This is a genomic window from Terrabacter sp. GCM10028922, from assembly GCF_042666095.1.
Classification (GTDB): Bacteria; Actinomycetota; Actinomycetes; order Actinomycetales; family Dermatophilaceae; genus Terrabacter.
In genome coordinates, this window is sequence record NZ_JBHTFG010000016.1 from 157,899 (window position 1) to 182,382 (window position 24,484).

Consider the following 24,484-nt stretch of genomic DNA (forward strand, 5'->3'; position numbering starts at 1 on the left):
TACAGTGCCGTCTGTGACGACGGAGCCCACGCACCTGCCCCTGCCCCTCGACAGCGACTGGCTCGACTGGGTCGGAGCCCGCGGCGAGCAGCAGCTCGCGCTGGCCCGATCGCTCGTCGAGGGCCTGCGCGCGGACCCGCCGAAGGACACCCTCGAGGTGCTCCAGGTCTGGAACGACGCCCAGGTGGCGCTCTCGAACGCCGCCTCCGTCGGGTCGCTCTTCTCCGAGGTGCACCCGGACAAGGCCGTGCGCGATCGCGCCGAGGGCGTGGCGCAGCAGGTGCAGAAGCTCGACACCGACCTCGGCCTCGACACCGAGCTGTATGCCGTCTTCGCCGGTCTCGACGCCACCGGGCTCGACCCGGACGCGGCGCGGGTCCTCGAGCGCACGCTGCGCGACTTCCGCCGTTCCGGCGTCGACCGCGACGAGGCGACGCGAGACCGGCTGCGGGAGCTGAGTGAGCAGAGCATCCTGCTCAGCCAGGAGTTCAGCAAGAACATCCGCGAGGACGTCCGCAGCATCCGGGTCACCCCTGACCGCCTGGCCGGGCTCCCGCAGGACTGGGTCGATGCCCACGAGGTGGGCGAGGACGGTCTCGTCACGGTGACGACCGACTACCCCGACGTCGTGCCGTTCCGCACCTTCGCGCACGACGCGCAGGCCCGGCGCGAGCTCGTCACGCAGTTCCTGACCATCGCGTGGCCCGCCAACGACGCGGTGCTCCAGAAGATCTTCGCCGTGCGGCGCGAGCACGCCGCCCTGCTCGGCTACGACTCGTGGGCCGACTACGACGCCGAGGTCAAGATGATCGGCAACGGCAAGGCCATCGCGGAGTTCATCGACCGCATCACCGAGCTGTCGACCGAGAGCGCCGAGCGCGACAAGGCGGTGCTGCTCGACCGGCTGCGCCAGGACCGACCCGACGCGACCGACATCGACGGCGCCGACGCCGCGTACTACGCCGAGCTCGTCCGCAAGGAACAGCTCGCGGTGGACGCCCAGCGGGTTCGTACGTACTTCCCCTTCGAGTCGGTGCGCCAGGGCCTGCTCGACGTCACGGGCCGCCTCTTCGGCCTCGAGTGGACATCCGTCGCGCGCGAGGACGCCCGCGCCTGGCACGAGGAGGTCGCGACCTACGACGTGTCGTTCGAGGGCGAGCGCATCGGGCGCATCCACCTCGACCTGCACCCGCGCGACGGCAAGTACAAGCACGCCGCCCAGTTCGACCTCGCCCGCGGTGTCGCCGGCACGCAGCTCGCCGAGGGCGTGCTCGTCTGCAACTTCAACCGTGGGCTCATGGAGCACGACGAGGTCGTGACGCTCTTCCACGAGTTCGGCCACCTCGTGCACCACGTGCTCGCGGGCCGCACCGAGTGGGTGCGGTTCTCCGGGGTCGCGACCGAGTGGGACTTCGTCGAGGCGCCGAGCCAGATGCTCGAGGAGTGGGCGTGGGACGCTGACGTGCTCGCGACGTTCGCACGCAACGCCGAGGGCGAGACCATCCCCGCCGACCTCGTCGAGGCGATGCGCAAGGCCGACGACTTCGGCAAGGGCTACGACGCGCGGACACAGATGTTCTACGCCGCGCTGTCCTACGACTTCCACGTCAACGAGACCGACGACCTGACGGCGCGGCTGCGCGCGCTCATGGCGCGCTACTCCGTCTTCCCGTACCTCGAGGGCACGCACATGCAGTGCCACTTCGGACACCTCGACGGCTACAGCTCGGCGTACTACACGTACATGTGGTCGCTCGTCATCGCCAAGGACATGTTCTCGGCGTTCGACCGCGGCGACCTCTTCGACCCCGAGGTCGCCGGCGCCTACCGTGACAAGGTCCTCGCGCAGGGTGGCCGCCTCGATGCCGCCGACCTCGTCGAGAGCTTCCTCGGCCGTCCCTACACGTTCGACGCGTATGCCGCCTGGCTCGCCGAGTGACCGCGTGGCGGTCTCGGCGCTGACGGCATACCCCGTCAAGTCCCTGGGTGGGGTCGCCCTGGCCGAGGCCGTCGTCGAGGAGCGGGGGCTGCGCGGTGACCGGCGCTGGGCCGTCGTCGACCCCGAGGGGACGAAGGTGACGGCACGCGAGGAGCACGCGCTCCTGGGGCTGCGGGCCGAGCCGCTCGACGGCGGGGCGGTGCGCCTCGTCGCGCCGGGTGGCGACCCGTTGGTCGTCGAGCCGCCGCGCGACGCGGAGCCCGTCACGGTGTCGTTCTCGGGTCAGGACTGGGCGCGCCCGGCAGGCGACGCGGCTGCGGAGTGGCTCTCGACGCGGGTGGGGCGGCCGCTGCGCCTCGTGTGGCAGGACGACGCGACGGTCCGTCCGGTCCGGGCCGAGATGGGCGGCGCCGAGGGAGACCGCAACTCGTTGTCCGACGCCGCGCCGCTGCACGTCACCTCCGAGTCCTCGCTGAGCCGTCTCAACGACTGGCTGCTCGAGACGGCCCTCGAACGTGGCGAGCAGCCCGCGGACCCCTTGGGTCACGAGCGGTTCCGACCCAATGTCGTCATCGACGGCGGCGAGCCGTTCGCGGAGGACGCCTGGAGGTCGGTGCGCATCGGCGATGTCGTCTACCGGCACACGATGGTGTGCGACCGGTGCGTCATGACGACGATCGACCGCAAGGACCTGCGCAGCGGCAAGGAACCGATCCGCACGCTGGCCCGGCACCGCAGGTGGGACGGTGCGACGTGGTTCGGTGTCCGGCTCACACCCGTGCTCCCGCTCGCCGCCGGAGCGGCGATCCGCGTCGGCGACGAGGTCGTCGCACGCTGAGCCCACCGCAGACCGATCACCACGTTCGACCCGTGTGACCCGCGGTCAGGCGCGCAGCCGGGCCAGCACGTCGCCGAGCTCGGTGACAGCTGCCGCGTCCTCCGGGCTCAGGGCCGCGAGTGGCGTGGCCGAGAGTCGGCGGTAGACCGCAGCCATGCCCTCGAAGAGCTCAGCCGAGGCGCCAACCGCGCCCTGCGTCCGCGCGATGCTCTCCATCTCGTCGACGAAGCGCGCGCTCTTGGCCGTGGCGGCGGCGATCCGTCGACCCGCACCGGCGACCTGCTCGGGAAACTCCTCGGAGAGGTCGTCGAGCACGTGGCGCAGCACCCCCAACGCGTCGGCGGTCTGCAGGGCCTGTGCCCACACTGCCGTCGTCCCCTTGTAGATGGACGCCGTGCACATCTTGACCCCCGACGCGGGACCGGGACGGTCCCCGACGACGCGTCGCCGCAGACCGAGCGCCGGCCGCTGGGCCACCTCGTCCGCGCGGGGGCCGGACAGGTAGAGCATCGTGTCACCGTGGGGCGTCGGTGGCCCCCCGCTGACGGAGCCGTCGACGAGGTCGAGGCCGGCGTCCGCCGCTCGCGCCGCCAGCGCGGTGACGTGGTCGGGAGAGACCGCGTTGGCCTCGAGCAGCAGCGGCCGTGCCCCGGTCGCGCGTGCGGCGGCAAGCACCGCGTCGAGCACGTCGTCGGCGGCGGCCGGGGGACAGATGCTCACGACGAGGTCGCTGGCCGACACCACGGCGTCGAGGTGGGGGAGCAGCTCGAGCCCCGCGGCGAGCGACACGGTGCGTTGGCTGCGACCCTCGACCGTGGCCACGACCCGGGCCCCCGCGGCGGACCAGGCGCGTCCGAGCGCCGAGCCCATCGCCCCGGGCGAGACGATGCCGATGGTGCGGATCGACTGCACCTCGAGCGCGAAGCCCGGCGTGGGTGCCGAGGTCGGTCCGGGCGCAGGGTCGCTGGTCACGGGATCGGGAGCTCCTTGAGGACGACCTTCTTGCCGGTGCTGCGCTGCGAGAGGTCGGCGAGCGCCTTCCGCACCGTCTTGGAGAAGAGGTGGGCACCCTTGATCGTCGGGTGCACCCGGTCGGACTGCACCTGTTCGGGATGGGCGCGGATGGCGTCGGCCCAGTCGGCCACGATGACGTTGGGACGGTCGCGGGCGATGAGGTCGAGGGCTGCGTTGTCGGTGTCGACACGCGCGAACGGGCCCATGACGTTGACGAGGACGACCATCCGCCGGGGGCCGAGCGCGTCGAGGACCTTCGTGACGTCGTCCTGGTCGACACCCGCGTTGGTGCCGAACGCGAGGACGACCGCGCGACGGTTGCCGTCGCCACGCGCGGTCACCTCCGCGAGACCGTCGGACCAGCGGCGGTTGGACTTGGCGTCGATGCGGATGCCGGGGAAGTAGTAGCGCATCGCCTGCAGGCTTCCGACCATCATCGAGTCGCCGTACGCGTCGATCTCGGGGCCGCCCGGCATCGTGAACGCCGCTGTGATGGCCGTCGCCGGGTCGCCGTTGGAGCCACTGCCGCCGGACGCGGAGCGGGGCCTGCTCGACGGCGCCGCGGACGAGTCGGCCATCGAGCCGGTCATCGAGCCGGTCATCGAGTCGGACCGCGCCGACGCCTCGTTCTCGGCGAGCATCCGGGCCGTGAGGCTCTGGTCGGGCGCGGTCAGCACGATCACTGCGGTCACGACCGCCAGTGCGGCCACGGCGCCGGCGGCCACCTGCTTCGCACGCCGTGTCAGGGCGGACACGCGACCGCGCAGGCTGGTCACGACGCCTCGGAAGCCCAGCGTGCGGAACGGCGTCTCGACGAAACGGAACGTCAGGTCGGCGAGCGCGAGCGTGACGAGCACGCACCAGAGCCGGGTCAGCAGGTGCGACATCGTGCCCGGCGCCGACGGGTTGTCGAGGGCGACGAGCAGGATGACGGGCCAGTGCCAGAGGTAGATGGAGTAGGACCGGGCCCCGACCCACGTCGCAACCGGGTGTCGCAGCACCCGCTGGAAGGCGGTCACTCCGTCGGGTCGCCTCTCGATGACGCCCATGACGAGCACCGCGGTGGCGACCGACGCGAGGACGATGCCGCCGCGGAAGGTCAGCGTCGCCTGCTCGTCGAGGAGGGCCATCTCTGCCAGCAGGACCACGCCTGCCAGCGGGACGGCATACGCCCCGGGACGGCCCCAGCGCGACGGTGCGACCCAGAGCGCGAGGCTGGGACTGGCCCACGCGAACGCGATCGCGGCCCCGGCCATGAGCCCCATGAGGTGGGTGTCGGTGCCGTAGTAGACGCGCGTCGCGTCGACGCCCGGGGTGAAGAGCAGCGCCATGAGCAGCGACGACACCGTGCCGACCGCGAGGGCGGTCCCGACGCGCACCCGTCCGGCGACCGCGAGCAGGGCGAGGGTCATGAGCGGCCACGCGAGGTAGAACTGCTCCTCCACGGCGAGCGACCAGAAGTTCATGAACAGCTGCGGTGCCGTCTGGTCGAAGTAGCTCGAGCCGGCGCCGACCTCGATCCAGTTCGTCGAGAACGTCAGTGCGCCGAGCATCTGCCGGCCGATGTCGACGAGGAGGTCCTGGCTGACGAGCCGAGCGATGAGCACGCTCGTCACGACGCACAGCACGAGTGCCGGGACGAGTCGGCGCGCGCGCCGCACCCAGAACCGGGACAGCGCGATGCGGCCCGTGCGGTGGTGCTCGCGCACGAGGAGCGTCGTGATGAGGAAGCCGGAGACGACGAAGAAGACGTCCACGCCGAGGAAGCCGCCGGGCAGCCACGCGGCGTTGAGGTGGTAGACGAGGACGCCGGTGATCGCGAGGGCGCGGAGTCCGTCGAGGCCTTCGATCCGGGTCTGCCGGGCACGCCCCGACCGGGGGACGGCCCCTGAGGCCGTGTCTGCGGTCTGACCGGTGCCAGCCGCCCGAGAGATCGTCGACGTCGTCACGTCGCTCCTTCCGTGGGCCGCAGTGAGTGGAGTCACCGCTGTGCCTGGTGTGAGCATAGTTACGGCTGGGGACGACGGTGTGGCGCCACGCGGGCATACGGTGGCCGGGTGGCTGGGACGAACGAGAGCGCAGCTCCGCACACGGACGACTCGGGCGACTCGGGCGACACGCACGACACGCACGACACGCACGCCATGGACGACACGGTCGTGCGCGTGACGATGTTCGTCCGCGGCACGGTGCAGGGCGTCGGCTTCCGGTGGTGGACGCGCGCGCAGGCCCTCGAGCTCGGCCTCGTCGGTCATGCGCGCAACACCGCCGACGGACGTGTCGAGGTCGTCGCCCAGGGGCGCGCGGCCGACGTGGCGCGGCTCGAGGAGCTGCTGCGCGAGCACCCCACGACGACACGCCGACCCGGGTACGTCGACAGCGTCGTGGTCCAGCGGGGCGTTCCGAGGGACGGAATCTCCGGTTTCGTCGAACGCTGACCCACCTAGGCTGACGGCGTGAGTGACGAGACCGAGGTCCCGGCCGAGCTGTCCCGGCTGCGCAGCAGCATCGACAACATCGACGCGGCGCTCGTCCACCTGCTCGCTGAGCGCTTCAAGTGCACCCAGCAGGTCGGCCAGCTCAAGGCCGAACGACGTCTGCCGGCCGCCGACCCCGCGCGTGAGGAGCGCCAGATCGCTCGCCTGCGGGCGCTCGCCGACGACGCCGGTCTGGACCCGGTCTTCGCCGAGTCCTTCCTCAACTTCATCATCGCCGAGGTCATCCACCACCACGAGCGGATCGCCAACGGCGACGAGTGAGCGCTCGGCTCGGCGCGACGGTCAGTACAGCGTCGCGTCCTGCCGCTCGTCGAGGGCTGCGTCATAGGCCGCTGCCTCCGCGTCCGACGCGAACCCGCCGGCCTCGCGCGTCATCTGCCCGGCGGTCGGGAGCGTCGCCCGGTCGGCGCGGGACGCGCTGTCCCACAGACGACTTCGCTTGATCGCACGAGCGCACTGGTAGTAGACGCGCTCCACCGTGACGACCAGGACCGATGCCGGCAGCGTTCCCTTCACCTCGTGGCGCGCCAGCTCCACCGGGTCGGTCGAGACGACGGCGGTGCCGCGCACGCGCAGCTCCTCGCCGAGACCCGGCACGAGGAAGATCAGGCCCACGCGGGGGTCGGCGACGACGTTGCGCAGGGTGTCGAGCCGGTTGTTGCCACGCCGGTCGGGGATGACGAGGGTGCGCTCGTCGCGCACCACGACGAAACCCGGGTGGTCGCCGCGCGGCGACTGGTCCAGCCCACCGTCACCGACCGTGGCGACGACGACGAATGGCGCTGCCTCGATGATCCGCGCCTGGCTCGGCGTGACCGTCGGCGACTCCTTGGCGATCGAGTTCGGGGCGGGTGCCGTCGGGTACACCTCGAGCAGCCGCTCGAGCGTCGTCACGGCATACGGGTCGGCTGGCTGGTGGCGGCTCACCCGTCCACGGTATGCCGTCCGGCCGGCCGCGCACGAAGGCGCTCGCCTCCCGGGGGTGGCGGCCGTCGGCTAGTACGCTGACCGGGATCGTCGCCGGCTGGACACCAAAGGAACCCCACGTTCGTGTACGTCAAGAGCCTCACCCTGAAGGGCTTCAAGTCCTTCGCCTCGGCGACCCACCTGCGCCTCGAGCCGGGCATCACGTGCATCGTGGGACCCAACGGCTCCGGCAAGAGCAACGTCGTCGACGCGCTGGCGTGGGTCATGGGCGAGCAGGGGGCCAAGTCGCTGCGCGGCGGCAAGATGGAGGACGTCATCTTCGCCGGCACCTCGGGCCGGGCCCCGCTCGGCCGCGCCGAGGTCGCGCTGACGATCGACAACACCGACGGCGCGCTGCCGATCGACTACACCGAGGTCACGATCGCGCGCACGATGTTCCGCAACGGCGGGTCCGAGTACGCCATCAACGGCACCCCGTGCCGGCTGCTCGACGTGCAGGAGCTGCTCTCCGACAGCGGCATCGGCCGCGAGATGCACGTGATCGTCGGCCAGGGCCAGCTCGACACGGTGCTGCGGGCCACCCCCGAGGAGCGGCGCGGCTTCATCGAGGAGGCGGCCGGCGTCCTCAAGCACCGCAAGCGCAAGGAACGGGCGTTGCGCAAGCTCGAGACGATGGAGGCCAACCTCACCCGCGTGCACGACCTCACGGGTGAGATCCGCCGTCAGCTCGGCCCGCTCGGCCGGCAGGCCGAGACGGCTCGCAAGGCGGCCGTCATCCAGGCCGACGCGCGCGATGCCCGGCTGCGCCTGATCGCCGACGACCTCGTCCAGCTCACCTCGACGCTCGAGCAGGAGGTCGCCGACGAGTCGGCCCTCATCGAGCGCCGCACCGAGGTCGAGGACGCCATCGCCGACCTCGCCCACCGTCTCGAGACGCTCGACGCCGCTGCCGAGGCCGCCCGCCCGGCACTCAGCCAGGCGCAGGACGAGTACGTCGCCCTGGGGCGGCTCGTCGAGCGGATGGCCTCGACCCGGTCCCTCGCAGCCGAACGCGTCCGGCTGCTCAGCGAGGACGACGAGCCCGAGCCCGCCGGCCAGAGCCGTGACCCCGAGCAGCTGCGCAGCCAGGCCGCCGAGGTCCGCGAGCAGGAGCGGTTCCTGCTCGAGGAGATCGCCGAGGCCCAGGCCGCCCTCGAGGCGGCCGTCCAGACCCGCACCGACGCCGAACGCCGCCACGCCGAGGAGACCGCGCGCCTCCAGCGCGAGGTGCGCGCCGCGGCCGACCGCCGTGAGGGACTCGCCAAGCTCGGCGGCCAGGTCGGCGCCAGGGCGTCGCGCATCGAGGCTCGCGAGGCCGAGCTCGGTCGTCTGCGCAGCACCGTCGAGCAGGGCCAGGCCCGGGCCGCCGAGGCCGAGCGCGAGTTCTCCCGTCTCGAGGCGAGCGTCGCCCAGGACGAGGAGGGCGAGGAGGGGCTCGACACCGCCTACGAGGAGGCCGCCGCACGCCTCGAGGCCGCCGAGGCCGAGCTCGCCCGCTGGAAGGAGGCCGAGGCCGAGGCCGAGCGCGCCCGGACCACGGCCGCTGCCCGTGTCGAGGCCCTCGGCCTCAGCCTGCGCCGCAAGGACGGCGCTGCTGCGCTCCTCGCGGCCGCCGACGACGGCCACGAGATCCTCGGCTCCGTCGCCTCGCTCGTGACCGTCGAGCCGGGGCTCGAGAACGCCGTCGCCGCAGCCCTCGGGTCCGTCGCCGAGGCCCTCGCCGTCGGGTCGCTCGACGCCGCCGCCGCAGCACTCGACACGCTGCGTGACGACGACGCCGGACGCGCCAGCCTGCTGGTCTCCGAGTCCGCGACGCCCGTCGACCACGCCTCGTGGCCCGCTCTGAGAGGGGAGGCCCGGTGGGCGCGCGACGTCGTCGACTGCCCCGACACGGTGCGCCCTGCCGTCGAGCAGGTCCTCGATCGCGTGGCACTCGTGCCCGACGCCGCAGCCGCCAAGACGCTGGTGCGCCGCCACGCGGGCGTCACTGCCGTGACCCGGGCCGGCGACGTCTACGCTCCCGGCGCGGTGCGCGGCGGCAGCAACGCCGCGCCGAGCCTCATCGAGCTGCAGGCCGCGCTCGACGACGCACAGGAGGCCATGGCCCGGGCCGTGCGCGCGGGCGAGGAGGCCCGCTTCCGCGTCGCCGGCGCCGAGGCGACTCGTGTCGAGCTCGCCGACTCCGTCGAGGCCGCGCTCGAGCGCCTCAACGACAGCGACGCCCGGATGGCGGCCATCGCCGAGAAGCTCGGCTCGCTCGGCCAGACCCTGCGGGCCGCCCGCGCCGAGGTCGAGCGCACCGAGAAGGCCATCGCCGACGCGACGACCGCCCTCGAGGCCGACCAGGCCGAGCACGCGGCCCTGCTCGAACGGCTCGAGGCCGCGAGCGGCGAGGGCGACTTCGTCGACGAGCCGTCGACCGAGGAGCGCGACCGCCTCGAGGCGGTGGCCCGTGAGGCGCGCGCCGCCGAGACCGAGCTGCGCCTCGCCCTGCGCACCCGTGAGGAGCGGGCCCGCGCCCTCAAGGACCGCGCCGACGCGCTCGAGCGCGGCGCCCGCCACGAGGAGCAGGCTCGCGAGCGTCTCGCGGAGAAGCGCGCCCGGCGGCAGCGCGAGGCCGCCGTCGCGGAGGCCGTGCGCACTGCCGCGACCTGGGCGCACACGCTGCTCGCCGAGTCCGCCGAGCAGGCCGGGCGCGCGCGTGCCGCGGGGGAGGCCGAGCGCACCGAGCGCGACGCGGAGCTCGCTGTCGTGCGCCGCGACGTCGCGGCCCTGCAGGCCGAGCTGCGTGAGCTGACCGACAGCGTGCACCGCGACGAGGTCGCTCGCGCCCAGCAGCGGCTGCGCATCGAGCAGCTCGAGACGAAGGCCGTCGAGGAGCTGGGCATCTCACCGTCCGACCTCGTCGAGGAGTTCGGCCCGCACCAGCTCGTGCCGGCTGTGCCCGATCCCGATGCCGACCCCGATGCTCCGCAGCCCGAGCCGATCCCGTTCGTGCGCGAGGCGCAGGAGAAGCGGCTGCGCCAGGCCGAACGCCGGCTCGGTGCCCTCGGACGCATCAATCCGCTTGCGCTGGAGGAGTTCTCGGCACTCGAGGAGCGCCACAAGTTCCTCACCGAGCAGCTCGAGGACCTCAAGAACTCCAAGCGCGACCTGCTCGACATCGTCAGGGAGGTCGACGAGCGCGTCGAGCGGGTCTTCGCCGAGGCGTTCGAGGACACGGCGGTCCAGTTCGAGCGCGTCTTCCAGCGGCTCTTCCCCGGCGGCGAGGGACGTCTCGTGCTCACCGACCCGTCCAACATGCTCACGACCGGGCTCGAGGTCGAGGCACGTCCTCCGGGGAAGAAGATCAAGCGTCTCTCGCTGCTCTCCGGTGGCGAGCGCTCGCTCGTCGCGGTCGCGCTGCTCGTGGCGATCTTCAAGGCGCGCCCCTCGCCGTTCTACATCATGGACGAGGTCGAGGCGGCCCTCGATGACGCGAACCTCGGGCGTCTCATCACGCTCTTCGAGGAGCTGCGCGACAGCTCCCAGCTCATCGTCATCACGCACCAGAAGAAGACGATGGAGATCGCGGACGCCCTCTACGGCGTCAGCATGCGCGGTGACGGCGTGACGACCGTCGTGTCGCAGCGTCTGCGCGACGTCGCCGACCAGCCCGCCTGACCCAGCCCGCGGTTCGGACGTCGAGTGGGCACTTTCCCCCGCTCCTGACGTCGAGTCGGCACTTTCGTACGCCGTCGGGGTGAGTGCCCACTCGACCGGGGTTGCGAAATCGTCACACTGTGGTATTTGCGTCACAGGGGTCCCATCAGCCACTCTTGTCACATGCTTCTTCTGGTCATCTCGATGCTCGTCGTCACCGTGCTCGGTGTCGCGGTCGTCGGCGTCGTCGCGGTGCCCGCGCACCGTGGCGGCCGGGACCTGCTCACCGCCAAGGGGGAAGGGGTGGCCCGGTCGGCACGTCGCCGCTCGAGCGCCCTTCGCCGACCGCGCACGCACTAGACCCGCGCCCGGCCGCCTGCCCACACCCATCAGCCGCCGGCCGTGTGCCGGTGGCTGAGCCGTGTCCGGCGCGCGGCGGCCGCCTCGAGAGGCCGTGGTTGGATGGCTGACGTGGACACCGTCTTGATCTACGTCGTCATCGGCGTCGCCATCCTCGCCGGAGCGGTCGCCTACGGCTTCAGCCTCGTGCGTGGCCGTGGTCGCACCCTCGAACGCGAGGCGCCGCCCACCGCGCCGGGGCTGCCGGCCGAGGACCTCGACCGCCGCCCGCCGACCGACTCGACCGACACCGTCGCGCCGCCGGCGACTCCCGGCGCCCCGGCCGAGGTCGAGCAGGCGCCTGCGCCACCCGCTCCGACCGCTCCACCGGAGCCGGTCGTCGAGCGGCCCGAGTCGGCCCGCGGACGTCTCCAGCGCCTGCGAGCGCGCCTCGCCCGGTCCAACTCCTCCATCGGCCAGGGCCTGCTCGCACTCCTGTCTCGTGGCCGCCTCGACGAGGAGGCGTGGGAGGAGGTCGAGGACACCCTCATCAGCTCCGACCTCGGCGTCGAGGCCACGACCGAGCTCGTCGAGTCGCTCCGCACCAGGGTCAAGGTCGACGGCACGACCGACGAGGCCACCGTGCGCGGCTGGCTCCGTGACGACCTCCTCGCGCTCGTGCAACCTGACATGGACCGGCGCATCGCAAGCAGCCGCGTCGGCGACCGTCCCGCGGTCATCCTCGTCGTCGGCGTCAACGGCACCGGCAAGACGACGACCGTCGGCAAGCTCGCCCGCGTGCTCGTGGCCGAGGACCGCGAGGTGCTGCTCGGCGCCGCCGACACCTTCCGTGCGGCTGCGGCCGACCAGCTCGAGACGTGGGGAGCTCGCGTCGGTGTCGCGACGGTGCGCTCGCACAAGGACGGTGCCGACCCGGCCGCCGTCGCGTTCGACGCCGTCAAGGCCGGCATCGAGGAGGAGGTCGACGTCGTCATCATCGACACGGCGGGTCGCCTCCACAACAAGGTCGGCCTCATGGATGAGCTCGGCAAGGTCAAGCGCGTCATCGAGAAGCAGAGCGAGATCGACGAGGTGCTCCTCGTCCTCGACGCGACGACCGGCCAGAACGGCCTCCAGCAGGCCAAGGTCTTCTCCGAGGCCGTCGACGTCACCGGCATCGTCCTGACCAAGCTCGACGGCACGGCCAAGGGCGGCATCGTCGTGGCCGTCCAGCGCCAGCTCGGTGTGCCGGTCAAGCTCGTCGGTCTCGGCGAGGGCCCCGACGACCTGGCCCCCTTCGACCCCGAGGCCTTCGTCGACGCGATCGTCATGTGACCTCCGGCGCCCGCCGCGCCCACCACGACGCTGGAGCCTTCACTCCGGTATGCCGTCCAGCCCAGCCGGACGGCATACGCGTCCCCGCCGCGCCGGCGTCGTCGTGAGCCCGCGCCCTGGGCACGACGTCCCACGATCCGGACCGCCCCCGCGGCCGAAACCATCCGCTAACACCGCCCCCACGTTGTTGACATGGCTGTAACAAACGGAGGCGTCGGGTGAAACGGCCCGTATCCAGACTCCTGCGCATGACAACAGCACTGATGCCCTTCGCGGCAGAACCACCAGTGATCAACGAAGCCGCGACCGCATTCATGCTCATCGCGTCCTCGATGGTCCTCCTCATGACGCCGGGTCTCGCCCTCTTCTACGGCGGCATGACCCGCAGCAAGTCCGTCCTCAACATGATGATGATGTCGTTCGGCGCCATGGCCGTCGTCGGCATCGTCTACGTCCTGTGGGGCTACTCGATGTCCTTCGGGAACCTGCAGGACGGGACGAGTGACATCGCGGGCATCTTCGCGAACCCGTTCCACCTCTTCGGTCTCGGCCAGCTCGCAGGCGAGGACGGTGCACGACTCATCGACCCGTTCGGCGTGGGGGTGTGGATCCCCGAGTACATCTACGTCGGCTTCCAGCTCACCTTCGCGGTCATCACCGTCGCGCTCATCAGCGGCGCGATCGCCGACCGCGTCAAGTTCGGCACCTGGATCACGTTCGCGGTCATCTGGGTCACGGCCGTGTACTTCCCGATCGCCCACATGGTGTGGGGCGGGGGCCTCCTGTCGGGTGCCGAGGGCGGCCTCTCGGCCAAGCTCTTCGGGGTCACCGAGGGAGTGGCGAACATCCTGCCGATCGACTTCGCCGGTGGCACGGTCGTGCACATCAACGCAGGTGCGGCGGGCCTGGCCCTCGCGCTCGTCGTCGGCAAGCGCCTCGGCTTCGCCAAGGTCGCCATGCGTCCGCACAACCTGCCGCTCGTCATGATCGGCGCCGGTCTGCTGTGGTTCGGCTGGTTCGGCTTCAACGCCGGCTCCGAGCTCGCCGCCGACGGCCTGGCCTCCTCCGTCTGGCTCAACACCACCGTCGCCACGTGCGCCGCCGCCATCGGCTGGCTCATCGTGGAGAAGGTCCGCGACGGCCACGCCACCTCGCTCGGTGCCGCCTCCGGCATCGTCGCCGGCCTCGTCGCGATCACTCCGGCCTGTGGCGCCCTGTCGCCGGTCGGCTCGATCATCCTCGGCGTCGTCGCCGGTGGCCTCTCGGCCCTGGCCGTCGGGCTCAAGTACAAGCTCGGCTACGACGACTCGCTCGACGTCGTCGGCGTGCACCTCGTCGCCGGCCTCTGGGGCACCGTCGGTGCCGGCCTGCTCGCCACCACCACCGGACTCTTCTACGGTGGCGGCGTGAAGCAGACGATCCTGCAGATCCTCATCGCCGTCATCTCGCTCGTCATCTCGTTCGTCCTGACCTACGTCATCGCCGTCGCCCTCAAGGCCACCCTCGGCTGGAGGATCAGCGAGGACGAGGAGTCCGAGGGCATCGACCAGGCCATCCACGCCGAGTCCGGGTACGAGATCGGTGGGTTCCCCGCCTCGGGCGGCCGCACCACGCGCCCCGCCGTCACCGCTGCGCAGGTCGAAGGAGCCAACGCATGAAGCTCATCACCGCCATCATCAAGCCCCACCAGCTCGACGAGGTGAAGGAGGCCCTCGAGGCCTTCGGGGTGGCCGGCATGACCATCAGCGAGGCCAGCGGCTACGGCCGCCAGCGCGGCCACAGCGAGGTCTACCGCGGCGCCGAGTACACCGTCGACTTCGTGCCGAAGGTCCGCCTCGAGGTCCTCGTCGACGACGTGGACGCCTCGGACGTCGTGGAGGTCATCCTCAAGGCCGCACAGACCGGTCGCATCGGCGACGGCAAGATCTGGTCCGTGCCGGTCGACGAGGTGGTGCGGGTCCGCACCGGCGAGCGCGGCGTCGACGCTCTCTGAGCGTCGACCGAACGCTCGAAGCACCGAGAAAAACGAAGACAGCAACTCGAGGGGACGGCGAGACCTGACATGACGGATGTGACCACCCGACGTCTGGACCTCGCCGGCACCCGAACCTTCGCGACGCCCGGCGCGGGCCAGACCCGCCGCCGGGCGCTCGCGGAGTTCGGGTTCGGGTGGCTCCAGGAGCTCTGGCGCGACGCGTGCGCGGGGCGGCGGCACGAAGGTGTCGCCCTCGCCGCCGTCGGCTCGCTCGCGCGGGGCGACGGCGGGCCGCTCAGCGACTACGACCTCGTGCTCGTGCACCACCCGCGAGGCCTGTCGGGCAAGGAGGTCGGCGCCTTCGCCGACAAGCTCTGGTACCCGATCTGGGACGCCGGCGTGAGGCTCGACCACAGCGTGCGCACCGTGGCCGACTGCCGGGCCGTCGCCTCCGACGACCTCTCGGCGGCGGTGGGTCTGCTCGACCTGACGCACGTCGCGGGTGACGCCGACGTCGTCAACGCCGCGCGGTCGACGGTCGCGCACGACTGGCGGGCCAACGCCCGCACGCGGCTCGGCGAGATGCAGGAGTCGGTCGTCTCCCGCCACGCGCGCCAGGGTGACCTCGCCCACCTCATCGAACCGGACCTCAAGGAAGCCCACGGGGGGCTTCGTGACATGTCCGTGCTGCGGGCCCTCACGGCAGCGTGGCTCACCGACCGCCCGCACGGGGAGGTCGACCAGGCGTACGAGCGGATCCTCGACGTGCGCGACGCGATCCACGTCGTGACCGGTCGGGGCCGGGACCGGCTGACGCGAGACGACCAGGACGCGTGCGCGGCGCTGCTCGGCTACACCGACGCCGACGACCTGCTCACCGACCTGTCGACGTCGGCCCGCACCATCGCGTATGCCGTCGACGGCACCCTGCGCCGGGCCATGCAGTCCCAGCGCGCCAGGACGCTGCGCGTCGGTCCCCGCCGCCCGCAGCTCTCGCCGCTCGGCTACGGCCTCTACCGGCACGACGGCGAGGCGGTCCTCGGACCGTCGGCCGACCTGTCGTCCGACCCCGTCACCCCGCTCCGCGCGGCGGTCGTCGCGGCGCGGGGCGGCATACCCCTGTCTCCCACGACGCTGAAGAACCTTGCCGCGCAGGCGCCCCCGCTGCCCGAGCCATGGCCCGAGGTGGCGCGCAACCTCTTCGCCGACCTGCTCGCCGCGGGACCCGGGCTCGTCACCGTGTGGGAGGGCCTTGACCTCGCAGGTGTCATCGAGCGCTGGATCCCCGAGTGGAAGGCGGTGCGCAGCCGCCCGCAGCGCAACGCCGTGCACCGGCACACGGTCGACCGCCACCTCGTCGAGACGGTCGTCGCGGCGAGCGGGATGGTCCGCGACGTCGCCCGCCCCGACCTGCTCATGCTTGCTGCGGTGTTCCACGACATCGGCAAGGTGCCGGGCTCGCAGGACCACTCGGTGACCGGCGCCGACCTCGCCGACGTCGCCCTGCTGCGCATGGGCGTCAGCGACACGGACCGCCGCACCGTCGTTCGACTCGTGCGCCAGCACCTGACCCTCGTCGAGCTCGCCACACGGCGCGACCCCGAGGACCCGGCGACCATCGCCGCCCTCTCGGAGGCGGTCGACGGCTCGGCGACGACGCTCGACCTGTTGCGCGCCCTCACCGAGGCGGACGCGTCAGCCGCTGGCCCGAAGGCCTGGAGCGACTGGCGAGCCGGACTCGTCACTCGCCTCTACGACGCCTGTCGGGCAGCACTCGCCGACCGGACCGAAGGGGAGGGCCCACTCGTGGTGGAGCCGATCGAGATGCTTCCGCTCTCCGACGACGCGCTGGACCGCGTCGCCTCGGGAGAGCCCTACGTCACCGTCACGTCGCTCGGGGGAGCCCACCGGGTCGACATCATCGACCGCGACCGGGCCGGGCTCTTCGCCGACACGGCCGGCCTGCTCGCCGCACACGGCTTCGTCGTGCGCTCGGCCATCGTGCGCACCGTCGACGGTGTCGCCGTCAACGAGTGGTGGGTCGACTCGCCGGGCAACGAGACGCCGCTGCCCGAGGTCATCTCGCGCGACCTCGTCCGGGTCGCGAGCGGCGACCGCTCGCCCCTCGGCAAGCTGCAGCGTCGCAGGTCGACGGGCGTCCGAAGCCCCGGATCCGGGTCCGTCGACTCGACCCGCGCCATGGTCATCAGCAGCGCCTCGGAGTCAGCCACCGTCATCGAGGTTCGCGCCACGGACCGGCCCGGGCTGCTCCAGGACATCGGCATCACGCTCGCCCGGGCGTCGCTGTCGGTCCGGTCCGCGCACATCGCGACGTATGCCGGCCAGACGCTCGACACGTTCTACGTGACGGAGTTCGGCGGCGGGCAGCTCGCGCCGGCGCGTGCCGCACAGGCCGTGGCGATGATCATCGACACCTGCGACGGCGACTGAGCCACGACGGAAGCGTCCGTCGGGCGGCGTCGGGTCGGACGTACGGCCCGGAGCGGATAACCTTGCCGGGTGTTTGCATCCCTGTCTGACCGGTTGACCGCAACGTTCAAGAACCTCCGCGGCAAGGGCCGGCTCTCGGAGTCCGACGTCAACTCGACGATCCGCGACATCCGGCTCGCCCTGCTCGACGCGGACGTCGCGCTGCCCGTCGTCAAGCGCTTCACGGGCAAGGTGCGCGAGCGCGCCCTCGGTGCCGAGGTCAGCCAGGCCCTCAACCCCGCCCAGCAGGTCGTCAAGATCGTGCAGGACGAGCTCGTCGCGATCCTCGGCGGGCAGACCCGTCAGCTCGTCCTCGCGAAGCAGCCGCCGACCGTCATCATGCTCGCGGGCCTGCAGGGCTCCGGAAAGACGACCTTCGCCGGCAAGCTCGGCAAGTGGCTCAAGGACCAGGGCCACACGCCACTCCTCGTCGCGGCCGACCTCCAGCGACCCAACGCGGTCACGCAGCTCGAGGTCGTGGGCGAGCGTGCCGGCATCCCGGTGTTCGCGCCCGAGCGCGGCAACATGGGCGGGCACGACGCCGTCCTCGGCTCCGGCGAGGGCACCCGCTCGTTCGGCGACCCGGTCGCGGTCTCGCGGATGGGTATCGAGCAGGCTCGTGCCAAGCAGTACGACGTCGTCATCGTCGACACCGCCGGCCGGCTCGCCGTCGACACCAACCTGATGCAGCAGGCGTCCGACATCCGCTCGGCGATCCAGCCCGACGAGGTGCTCTTCGTCATCGACGCGATGATCGGGCAGGCCGCCGTCGAGACCGCGCAGGCCTTCCACGACGGCGTCGCGTTCACCGGTGTGGTGCTCTCGAAGCTCGACGGCGACGCCCGCGGTGGCGCCGCGCTGTCGGTCGCCGAGATCACGGGCGAGCCGATCATGTTCGCGTCGACGGGTGAGAAGGTCACCGACTTCGAGGTCTTCCACCCCGACCGCATGGCCAGCCGCATCCTCGACATGGGTGACGTGCTGACGCTCATCGAGCAGGCCGAGAAGGCGTTCGACAAGCGCCAGGCCGACGAGATGGCGCGCAAGTTCCTCGCCGAGGAGGACTTCACCTTCGAGGACTTCCTCCAGCAGATGAGCGCCATCAAGAAGATGGGCTCGCTCAAGTCGATGCTCAAGATGATGCCGGGCATGCAGGGGATGCGCGACCAGCTCGACGCCTTCGACGATCGCGAGTTCGACCGGGTCGAGGCCATGGTGCGCTCGATGACCCCGTTCGAGCGCACGCACCCGAAGCAGATCAACGGCTCGCGCCGCGCGCGCATCGCCAAGGGCTCCGGCGTCACGGTGACGGACGTCAACCAGCTGCTCGAGCGGTTCGGCCAGGCGCAGAAGATGATGAAGTCGCTCGCGCGTGGTGGCGGCGGTGGCCTGCCCGGCATGCCCGGCATGCCCGGCATCCCCGGCACGGGCAAGCGCGGCAAGCAGCAGCCGCAGCGCAAGAAGAGCAAGAGCGGCAACCCCGCCAAGCGGGCGGCGGAGGAGCGGGCGGCCGCCGAGAAGGCGGCGGCGGGTCGTGCCGCCTCGGCGCAGAACGCCTTCGGCGTGCCCGGGAGCGGCAACGGCTCGGCGCCCGCGTCGGACGACGCCGACCCGATGGCCGGCTTCGACCCCGCGAGCCTGCCGAAGGGGTTCGAGAAGTTCCTCGGCGGCGGTCGCTGAGGTTATCCGACGCAGGCGACTCGAACGGATTCAGGCCCGGGCCTGGGCGGGGAATGTTCGCCTGGGGCGAACCCGTGTCTGCGTCGGGAATGCCGGCCCCGTGCCGTTCGCTGTCAACGGGTGAGGCTGCCCGTCGCGGGCGGCCCGGGACCGCGAGGAGGTCCGATGGCCCGCTTCCAGATGCCGTCGGCCGAGGAGCCGCCCGACGACGACGTCCTCGACGCCTACTCCCGCGCCGTGAGCTCGGTTGCCGAGCGCCTCATCCCGCTCGTCGCGAGCCTGCGGGTCAGTCGCTCGGGACGGGTCGGGACGGTCGAGGGCGGGGGCTCAGCCGTCACCCTCACCGCCGAAGGGCTGCTCCTGACCAACTCCCACGTCGTCGAGGGCGTCGACCGGGGCACCGCGCACTTCTCGGACGGCACGTCCGTGCCGGTCCACCTCGTCGGCTCGGACCCGCTCTCGGACCTTGCGGTGGTTCGCGCCGAGCAGCCCATCCCGTCGCCGCCGGAGTTCGGTGACGCAGACCGGCTGAAGGTCGGCCACGTCGTCGTCGCGATCGGAAACCCGCTGGGGCTCGAGGGAAGCGTCACCGCAGGCGTCGTCAGTGCGCTCGGGCGCTCGTTGCCGACCCGGTCCGGGACCGTGACGCGCCTCGTCGAGGACGTCATCCAGACCGACGCCGCCCTCAACCCGGGCAACTCCGGCGGGGCGCTCGCGGACTCACGAGGGCGTGTCGTCGGCATCAACACGGCCGTGGCCGGAGTGGGGCTCGGCCTCGCGGTGCCGATCAACGCGACGACCCGGCACATCATCGAGTCCCTCGTCGAGGACGGTCATGTCCGGCGCGCCTACCTCGGCCTCGTGACCGCGCCCGTGCCGGTGTCCGATGAGGTGGCCGCGCGCCTGGGCCGTCGCACCGCGCTCCGCATCGCGCAGGTCGTCTCCGGCAGCCCGGCCGAACAGGCCGGCCTCATGCGGGGCGACGTCGTCGTCGCCGCGGACGGCAGGCCGCTGTCGGACGCCCAGTCGCTCCAGCGGATCCTGCTCGACGAGGCGATCGGGCGCACGATGGAGGTCACCGTGCTGCGCGGTTCCGCACTCGTCGACGTCTTCGCGGTGCCCCGCCTCCTCCGCGGCTGACCGGTCGAGCCCACGGCAGGCGTGAGCTCGACGGTCCGTCGGCCAGCAGCACCTCGACGCGGCGCGGGCATACGCTCGGGACGTGATCACGGGCAAGGGGCTCGGCTGGCATGGGCTCGCAGACGGCCGCCGCCTCGACACGTGGGTGGGTGGTGACGCGGAGGGCCCTACGGTCGTGTACTTCCACGGCACGCCTGCAGGTCGGCTCCAGGCTGCGCTCGGAGACGGCGCCGCTCGCCGTGCCGGGGTGCGCCTCGTCGCGTTCTCGCGACCGGGCTACGGCGCGTCGAGCGACGCCGCCACCACCCTGACGAGCGTCGCCCGCGACGCCCTCGAGCTCGCCGACCTCCTGGGCGCCGACTCGTTCGCGACGCTCGGGGCGTCCGGCGGGGGCCCCTACGCGCTCGCCACCGCGGCACTCGCCCCCGACCGTGTCCGCGCCGTCGGCGTCGTCGCGGGCGTCGGCCCGCTGGCGCAGCTCGACCCGCGCGTCACCGACGACCCGGCCGTACGCCTCGCCCTCGCCGGCGACGTCGCGGCGGCGGTGGCGCTCAACGACGAGCTGTTCGGGCCGCCACCGGACACCTCGCCCGGCGCCAGCGACGCCGAGGTCGTGGACCGGTTCTCGGCGATGGCGCCCGGTGCCGAGCGATCCGCGTTCCCACCGGAGATGCTCGAGCCGTGGGCCAGCGACCTGCGCGACGCGGTGCCGACGTTCCGCGGCGCGTCGCGCGACTCGCTGGCCTTCGCGGCGGGGTGGGACTTCGAGCTCTCGTCGGTGCAGGCGCCTGTGTGGCTCTGGTACGGCGAGCGTGACCAGCTCGTGCCGCTCCAGCACGGCTGGTGGCTCCGCGACCGGCTCGCCCGACCGACGTTCGTCCTGCGAGAGGGCGCGGGCCATCTCGCGACCCTGATGCCGCACTGGACCGAGATCCTCACGACGCTCCGACTGGCCACAGCCTGAGGCCGGCGGGCGCATGTCGGAGGTTAGGGTCGGTGCCATGAGTGCACCGGTGCTCCATGTCCGCGGCCGCGTGCTGGTCGGGCGCGACGAGGTCGTCGACGAGCTGTGGGTCATCGGGGGACGCGTGTCGTTCACCCCGCCCGCCGACCGCTCCGACGTCCAGACCGTCGAGGGGTGGGTGCTGCCCGGCCTGGTGGACGCCCACTGCCACGTCGGGCTCGGACCCAACGGCGAGGTCCCGCGCGAGGAGGCCGAGCGGCAGGCGGTCACGGACCGCGACCACGGCACGCTCCTCATCCGCGACGCCGGGCAGCCGGGCGACACGAGGTGGGTCGACGAGCGTGACGACCTGCCGAAGATCATCCGCGCCGGGCGCCACATCGCTCGCACCCGCCGCTACCTCCGCAACTACGCGCACGAGGTGGAGGAGGACGAGCTCGTGCGCCACGTCCGGCTCGAGGCGCATCGCGGCGACGGCTGGGTGAAGCTCGTCGGCGACTGGATCGACCGTGACGTCGGCGACCTCGCGCCGAGCTGGTCCCGGGAGGTCGTCGCCGACGCGGTCGCGGCCGCGCACGAGGAGGGCGTCCGAGTCACGGCCCACTGCTTCGGTGAGGAGTCCCTGCACGATCTCGCGGCCGCCGGAATCGACTGCATCGAGCACGCCACCGGCCTGCGCGAGGACTCCATCGACACGTTCGCGGCCCAGGGCATCGCCATCGTGCCGACCCTCGTCAACATCGCCCAGTTCCCGGTCGTCGCGGCCCCGGCGAAGGAGAGGTTCCCCGACTACCACCGACACATGCTGGACCTCCACGAGCGGCGGTACGCCACGATCGGCGCGGCCCACGAGGCCGGGGTCGCCATCTACGTCGGCACCGATGCGGGCGGCAGCCTCCCGCACGGCCTCGTCGCGCAGGAGATGGTCGAGCTGACGAAGGCCGGACTCAGCAACGACGAGGTCGTGTCCGCGGCGACGTGGGGCGCCCGTGAGTGGCTGGGCCGGCCCGGCATCGTCGAGGGGGAGGACGCCGACCTCGTCGTCTACGCGTCCGACCCGCGCGTCGACGTCGCTGTCGTCGCCGACCCGCTCGGCATCATCCTGCGAGGGCGCGTTGTCCGGTGACCTGGGCGTGGGCGGGCCTGCCGGTACGCCGTTGACCGCGGTGGGCGACCGCGTGGAGGTGCGCCCGCCCACAGCCGCCGACGCGGCGGCATACGCCGAGGCGGTGACGCTCTCGGAGCGGCGGCTGGCCGACTTCGCGATGCCCAACCCGCACAACCTGCCGATCGTCCTCGAGAACCAGGGCCCGACGTACCGCACGTTCATGGTCCATGCCCGCGACCCCGAGGGGTCGCACGGCCTGGTCGGTCGCATCAACGTCGCGAACGTCGTGGAGGGCGCCTTCCGCAGCGCGACCGTCGGCTACGACTCGTATGACCCGTATGCCGGCCGCGGCCTCTTCTCGGAGGGACTCTCGCTCGCGATCGACCTCATGTTCGCCGACCCGCCGCTCGGCATGGGGCTGCATCGGGTCGAGGCCAACATCCAGCCGTCCAACCACCGTTCGGCCGGGCTCGTCCGCTCGCTCGGCTTCGTCCACGAGGGCTTCTCGCGGCACTTCCTGCACCTTCCCGGGCCCGACGGGCGACGCGCCTGGCGCGACCACGAGCGTTTCACGATGCTGTCGACCGACTGGCCCGCGGTGCCCTACCGGCCCCATGGCCACCGGCGGATCGCCTGCGTCGTCTCGGGCGCGGGCGCCTACGGCGGCACGAGCCTGGCTGTGGCGGTCGCCGCCGAGCTCGGTGTCCCGCTCTACTCCTCGTCGACGGTCGCGAGCCCCGCGACCCTCTTCGAGCTGCTGCGCGCCTCGCCCGTGGGCGGCGTCGTCGAGTGCCGCCTGACCGGACCGGAGCTGCGGATGGGTCTGGCCCGCGCGGGTTTCGACCCATCGACAGTGCCCGTCCTCGAGGCCGCCTTCGACGTCTCCAAGCGGGAGGTCGTGCGCCACGCGCTCGCCGTCCGCGCCGCGCACGCCTGAGGGTCGCGGCGCCTCTGGCCAGACCCCCCGGTGGGGGACGTGTCATGAGCACCCCTTCGGGTCTGGCAGAATGGAGGGCTGTACCCGTCCGGCCCCCTCTCGGCTGGACCGGACGCCTACACACGAGTGTCGGCTCCCCGGCTGGTTCATGGCCGGTCTTGCCGCGCTCACTACCCGATTTGAGGAGACCGCCACTGTGGCCGTCAAGATCCGTCTGAAGCGCATGGGCAAGATCCGTGCCCCGTTCTACCGCGTCGTCGTCATGGACTCGCGCACCAAGCGCGATGGCCGTGCCATCGAGGAGATCGGCAAGTACCACCCCACCGAGCAGCCGTCGCTCATCGACCTCGACCTCGAGCGCGCGAAGTACTGGCTGAGCCAGGGCGCCCAGCCGACCGAGGCCGTCGCCGCCCTGATCAAGATCGTCGACGAGGGCAAGCTCCAGACCAAGGAGCCGAAGACCCCGAAGAAGGACCTCTACGAGGCCGCTGTCGCCGCCGCCGGTGGCAAGAACGACGCCGGCACCGACGGCCCCACGCCGCGCAAGAAGGCCGCCAAGAAGGCCGAGCCCAAGGTCGAGGCCAAGCCTGAGACGGTCGATGCCGAGGCCGTCGAGGACGTCGTCGAGGCCCAGGTCACGAACGAGCTCGAGGCGGACCGCACGGAGAGCTCCGAGAAGAGCGAGTCCTGAGCATGCTCGAGGAGGCGCTCGAGCACCTCGTCAAGGGCATCGTCGACCACGACGAGGACGTCGTCGTCCGCCGCAAGGAGCTGCGCCGCGGTGACATGCTCGAGGTTCGGGTCCACCCCGATGACCTCGGTCGCGTCATCGGCCGCTCCGGCCGCACCGCCAGCGCCCTGCGCACCGTCGTGGGCGCCCTCGCCGGCAACAACAACGTGCGCGTCGACATCGTCGACACCGACCGCGTGCGCTGAGAGCCACCCGACTCGTCGACGTCATCGACAGGGGCGTCCCGGTTCCGACCGGGGCGCCCTTCTCGCATCCCCGGGCGCGTCCCGGATGGCGGTGCCGCGGGCATCGCGAAACCTGAGAGGATTCGGCTCATGAACGTCGTCCTCGCGCGCATCGGCAAGCCCCACGGTCTGCGGGGAGAGGTCACGGTCCAGCTGCACACCGACGACCCCGAGACGCGCTTCGCCGTCGGCAACGTCATCGCGACCGAGGCCGAGCCCGGCACCGGCGTCCCGAAGGCCCTCACCATCGCCTCGACGCGGGTGCACCGCGGCATCTGGCTCATCACCTTCGAGGAGATCCCCGACCGCACCGGCGCGGAGGGCCTGCGCGGGACGCGTCTCGTGCTGCCCGAGTCCGCGCCCCAGGTGGAGGAGGAGGCCTTCTACGAGGAGGATCTCGTGGGGCTCGAGGTGCGCGACACGACGGGCGAACGGCTGGGCAGCGTGAGCGGCCTCGAGATCGGCCCGGCGCAGGACCGCCTCGTCATCACGCTCACCGACGGCGTCACGGCCTACGTGCCCTTCGTCAAGCGGATCGTGCCGACGGTCGCCGACGACCACGTCGTCGTCGACGCACCACCCGGGCTGTTCGACCTCTACCGCGAGGGCACCGAGTGACCGATGCAGTGACCCCCGGGGCGGCG

21 protein-coding genes are annotated in these 24,484 nt (G+C 72.1%); 18 read left to right on the forward strand and 3 right to left on the reverse strand.

The features are described 5' to 3' along the window. Nucleotides 1–13 precede the first annotated feature (13 nt). A complete protein-coding gene (locus tag ACFQU3_RS16195; RefSeq protein ID WP_385911569.1) occupies nucleotides 14–1,939 on the forward strand; it encodes a M3 family metallopeptidase in 1,926 nt (641 codons plus the stop codon). Between the two features lie 4 nt (nucleotides 1,940–1,943). Beyond that, the gene (locus ACFQU3_RS16200) at nucleotides 1,944–2,777 is read left to right on the forward strand and encodes an MOSC domain-containing protein (RefSeq protein ID WP_385911570.1); all 834 of its coding nucleotides are present in this window, start codon (nucleotides 1,944–1,946) and stop codon (nucleotides 2,775–2,777) included. 45 nt (nucleotides 2,778–2,822) lie between these two features. Here ACFQU3_RS16200 and ACFQU3_RS16205 read toward each other — a convergent pair whose 3' ends face one another. Both ACFQU3_RS16205 and ACFQU3_RS16210 read right to left on the reverse strand, forming a co-directional pair. Beyond that, complete coding sequence (locus tag ACFQU3_RS16205) at nucleotides 2,823–3,749, reverse strand: DUF1932 domain-containing protein (RefSeq protein WP_385911572.1); 927 nt, start codon at nucleotides 3,747–3,749, stop codon at nucleotides 2,823–2,825. Continuing rightward, nucleotides 3,746–5,740: an acyltransferase family protein gene (locus ACFQU3_RS16210; protein WP_385911574.1), complete on the reverse strand. Its 1,995-nt coding sequence runs from the start codon at nucleotides 5,738–5,740 to the stop codon at nucleotides 3,746–3,748. Before ACFQU3_RS16210 ends, ACFQU3_RS16205 begins: the two co-directional genes overlap by 4 nt. A 108-nt stretch (nucleotides 5,741–5,848) precedes the next feature. On the opposite strand from ACFQU3_RS16210, the gene ACFQU3_RS16215 reads away from it, so the two are divergent. Both ACFQU3_RS16215 and ACFQU3_RS16220 read left to right on the forward strand, forming a co-directional pair. Then, complete coding sequence (locus ACFQU3_RS16215; RefSeq protein ID WP_385911576.1) at nucleotides 5,849–6,229, forward strand: acylphosphatase; 381 nt, start codon at nucleotides 5,849–5,851, stop codon at nucleotides 6,227–6,229. Nucleotides 6,230–6,247: 18 nt separating this feature from the next. Continuing rightward, complete coding sequence (locus ACFQU3_RS16220; RefSeq protein WP_385911578.1) at nucleotides 6,248–6,550, forward strand: chorismate mutase; 303 nt, start codon at nucleotides 6,248–6,250, stop codon at nucleotides 6,548–6,550. Nucleotides 6,551–6,571: 21 nt separating this feature from the next. On the opposite strand, the gene ACFQU3_RS16225 is transcribed toward ACFQU3_RS16220, so the two are convergent. Beyond that, nucleotides 6,572–7,216, reverse strand: a complete 645-nt coding sequence (locus tag ACFQU3_RS16225; protein WP_385911580.1) for an MSMEG_1061 family FMN-dependent PPOX-type flavoprotein — start codon at nucleotides 7,214–7,216, stop codon at nucleotides 6,572–6,574. 123 nt (nucleotides 7,217–7,339) lie between these two features. Between ACFQU3_RS16225 and smc the strand changes: the two genes are divergently transcribed. The 14 genes from smc to rimM all read left to right on the forward strand — a co-directional run bounded on the left by smc (nucleotide 7,340) and on the right by rimM (nucleotide 24,458). Then, nucleotides 7,340–10,918, forward strand: coding sequence for a chromosome segregation protein SMC (gene smc, locus ACFQU3_RS16230; RefSeq protein ID WP_385911581.1), 3,579 nt, complete (start codon nucleotides 7,340–7,342; stop codon nucleotides 10,916–10,918). A 162-nt stretch (nucleotides 10,919–11,080) separates the two neighbouring features. Beyond that, nucleotides 11,081–11,257 carry a hypothetical protein gene (locus tag ACFQU3_RS16235; RefSeq protein ID WP_385911583.1) on the forward strand — a complete coding sequence of 59 codons (177 nt, stop codon included), beginning with the start codon at nucleotides 11,081–11,083 and terminating at the stop codon, nucleotides 11,255–11,257. Between the two features lie 102 nt (nucleotides 11,258–11,359). Further along, complete coding sequence (gene ftsY, locus ACFQU3_RS16240) at nucleotides 11,360–12,571, forward strand: signal recognition particle-docking protein FtsY (protein WP_385911585.1); 1,212 nt, start codon at nucleotides 11,360–11,362, stop codon at nucleotides 12,569–12,571. A 248-nt stretch (nucleotides 12,572–12,819) separates the two neighbouring features. Further along, nucleotides 12,820–14,229, forward strand: a complete 1,410-nt coding sequence (locus ACFQU3_RS16245; RefSeq protein WP_385911587.1) for an ammonium transporter — start codon at nucleotides 12,820–12,822, stop codon at nucleotides 14,227–14,229. Next, nucleotides 14,226–14,564: a P-II family nitrogen regulator gene (locus ACFQU3_RS16250; RefSeq protein ID WP_385911589.1), complete on the forward strand. Its 339-nt coding sequence runs from the start codon at nucleotides 14,226–14,228 to the stop codon at nucleotides 14,562–14,564. Before ACFQU3_RS16245 ends, ACFQU3_RS16250 begins: the two co-directional genes overlap by 4 nt. A 69-nt stretch (nucleotides 14,565–14,633) precedes the next feature. Next, on the forward strand, nucleotides 14,634–16,997 hold the full coding sequence (locus ACFQU3_RS16255) for a [protein-PII] uridylyltransferase (RefSeq protein ID WP_385911591.1): 2,364 nt from the start codon (nucleotides 14,634–14,636) through the stop codon (nucleotides 16,995–16,997). 69 nt (nucleotides 16,998–17,066) lie between these two features. After that, nucleotides 17,067–18,716 (forward strand): signal recognition particle protein, encoded by a 1,650-nt coding sequence (ffh, locus tag ACFQU3_RS16260; protein ID WP_385911593.1) that lies wholly within the window; start codon nucleotides 17,067–17,069, stop codon nucleotides 18,714–18,716. A gap of 165 nt (nucleotides 18,717–18,881) precedes the next feature. Further along, the gene (locus ACFQU3_RS16265; RefSeq protein WP_385911595.1) at nucleotides 18,882–19,856 is read left to right on the forward strand and encodes a S1C family serine protease; all 975 of its coding nucleotides are present in this window, start codon (nucleotides 18,882–18,884) and stop codon (nucleotides 19,854–19,856) included. 82 nt (nucleotides 19,857–19,938) lie between these two features. Beyond that, the gene (locus ACFQU3_RS16270; protein WP_385911597.1) at nucleotides 19,939–20,820 is read left to right on the forward strand and encodes an alpha/beta fold hydrolase; all 882 of its coding nucleotides are present in this window, start codon (nucleotides 19,939–19,941) and stop codon (nucleotides 20,818–20,820) included. Nucleotides 20,821–20,857: 37 nt separating this feature from the next. Further along, complete coding sequence (locus ACFQU3_RS16275) at nucleotides 20,858–21,946, forward strand: amidohydrolase family protein (RefSeq protein ID WP_385911599.1); 1,089 nt, start codon at nucleotides 20,858–20,860, stop codon at nucleotides 21,944–21,946. After that, nucleotides 21,936–22,865, forward strand: a complete 930-nt coding sequence (locus ACFQU3_RS16280; protein WP_385911601.1) for a GNAT family N-acetyltransferase — start codon at nucleotides 21,936–21,938, stop codon at nucleotides 22,863–22,865. The genes ACFQU3_RS16275 and ACFQU3_RS16280 overlap by 11 nt, the downstream gene beginning before the upstream one ends. A 196-nt stretch (nucleotides 22,866–23,061) precedes the next feature. Beyond that, nucleotides 23,062–23,556, forward strand: coding sequence for a 30S ribosomal protein S16 (gene rpsP / locus ACFQU3_RS16285; protein ID WP_385911603.1), 495 nt, complete (start codon nucleotides 23,062–23,064; stop codon nucleotides 23,554–23,556). A 2-nt stretch (nucleotides 23,557–23,558) separates the two neighbouring features. Continuing rightward, nucleotides 23,559–23,801 (forward strand): RNA-binding protein, encoded by a 243-nt coding sequence (locus ACFQU3_RS16290; RefSeq protein WP_385911605.1) that lies wholly within the window; start codon nucleotides 23,559–23,561, stop codon nucleotides 23,799–23,801. 129 nt (nucleotides 23,802–23,930) lie between these two features. Beyond that, on the forward strand, nucleotides 23,931–24,458 hold the full coding sequence (rimM, locus tag ACFQU3_RS16295; RefSeq protein WP_385911606.1) for a ribosome maturation factor RimM: 528 nt from the start codon (nucleotides 23,931–23,933) through the stop codon (nucleotides 24,456–24,458). The last annotated feature ends 26 nt before the right edge of the window (nucleotides 24,459–24,484 follow it).

Excerpts from the sequence above, each read along its gene's own strand:
- ACFQU3_RS16235 (WP_385911583.1), top strand. The coding sequence starts at position 11,081 with ATGCTTCTTCTGGTCATCTCGATGCTCGTCGTCACCGTGCTCGGTGTC.
- ftsY (WP_385911585.1), top strand. The coding sequence starts at position 11,360 with ATGGCTGACGTGGACACCGTCTTGATCTACGTCGTCATCGGCGTCGCC.
- ACFQU3_RS16245 (WP_385911587.1), top strand. The coding sequence starts at position 12,820 with ATGACAACAGCACTGATGCCCTTCGCGGCAGAACCACCAGTGATCAAC.
- ACFQU3_RS16250 (WP_385911589.1), top strand. The coding sequence starts at position 14,226 with ATGAAGCTCATCACCGCCATCATCAAGCCCCACCAGCTCGACGAGGTG.
- ACFQU3_RS16255 (WP_385911591.1), top strand. The coding sequence starts at position 14,634 with ATGACGGATGTGACCACCCGACGTCTGGACCTCGCCGGCACCCGAACC.
- ACFQU3_RS16265 (WP_385911595.1), top strand. The coding sequence starts at position 18,882 with ATGGCCCGCTTCCAGATGCCGTCGGCCGAGGAGCCGCCCGACGACGAC.
- ACFQU3_RS16275 (WP_385911599.1), top strand. The coding sequence starts at position 20,858 with ATGAGTGCACCGGTGCTCCATGTCCGCGGCCGCGTGCTGGTCGGGCGC.
- ACFQU3_RS16290 (WP_385911605.1), top strand. The coding sequence starts at position 23,559 with ATGCTCGAGGAGGCGCTCGAGCACCTCGTCAAGGGCATCGTCGACCAC.
- rimM (WP_385911606.1), top strand. The coding sequence starts at position 23,931 with ATGAACGTCGTCCTCGCGCGCATCGGCAAGCCCCACGGTCTGCGGGGA.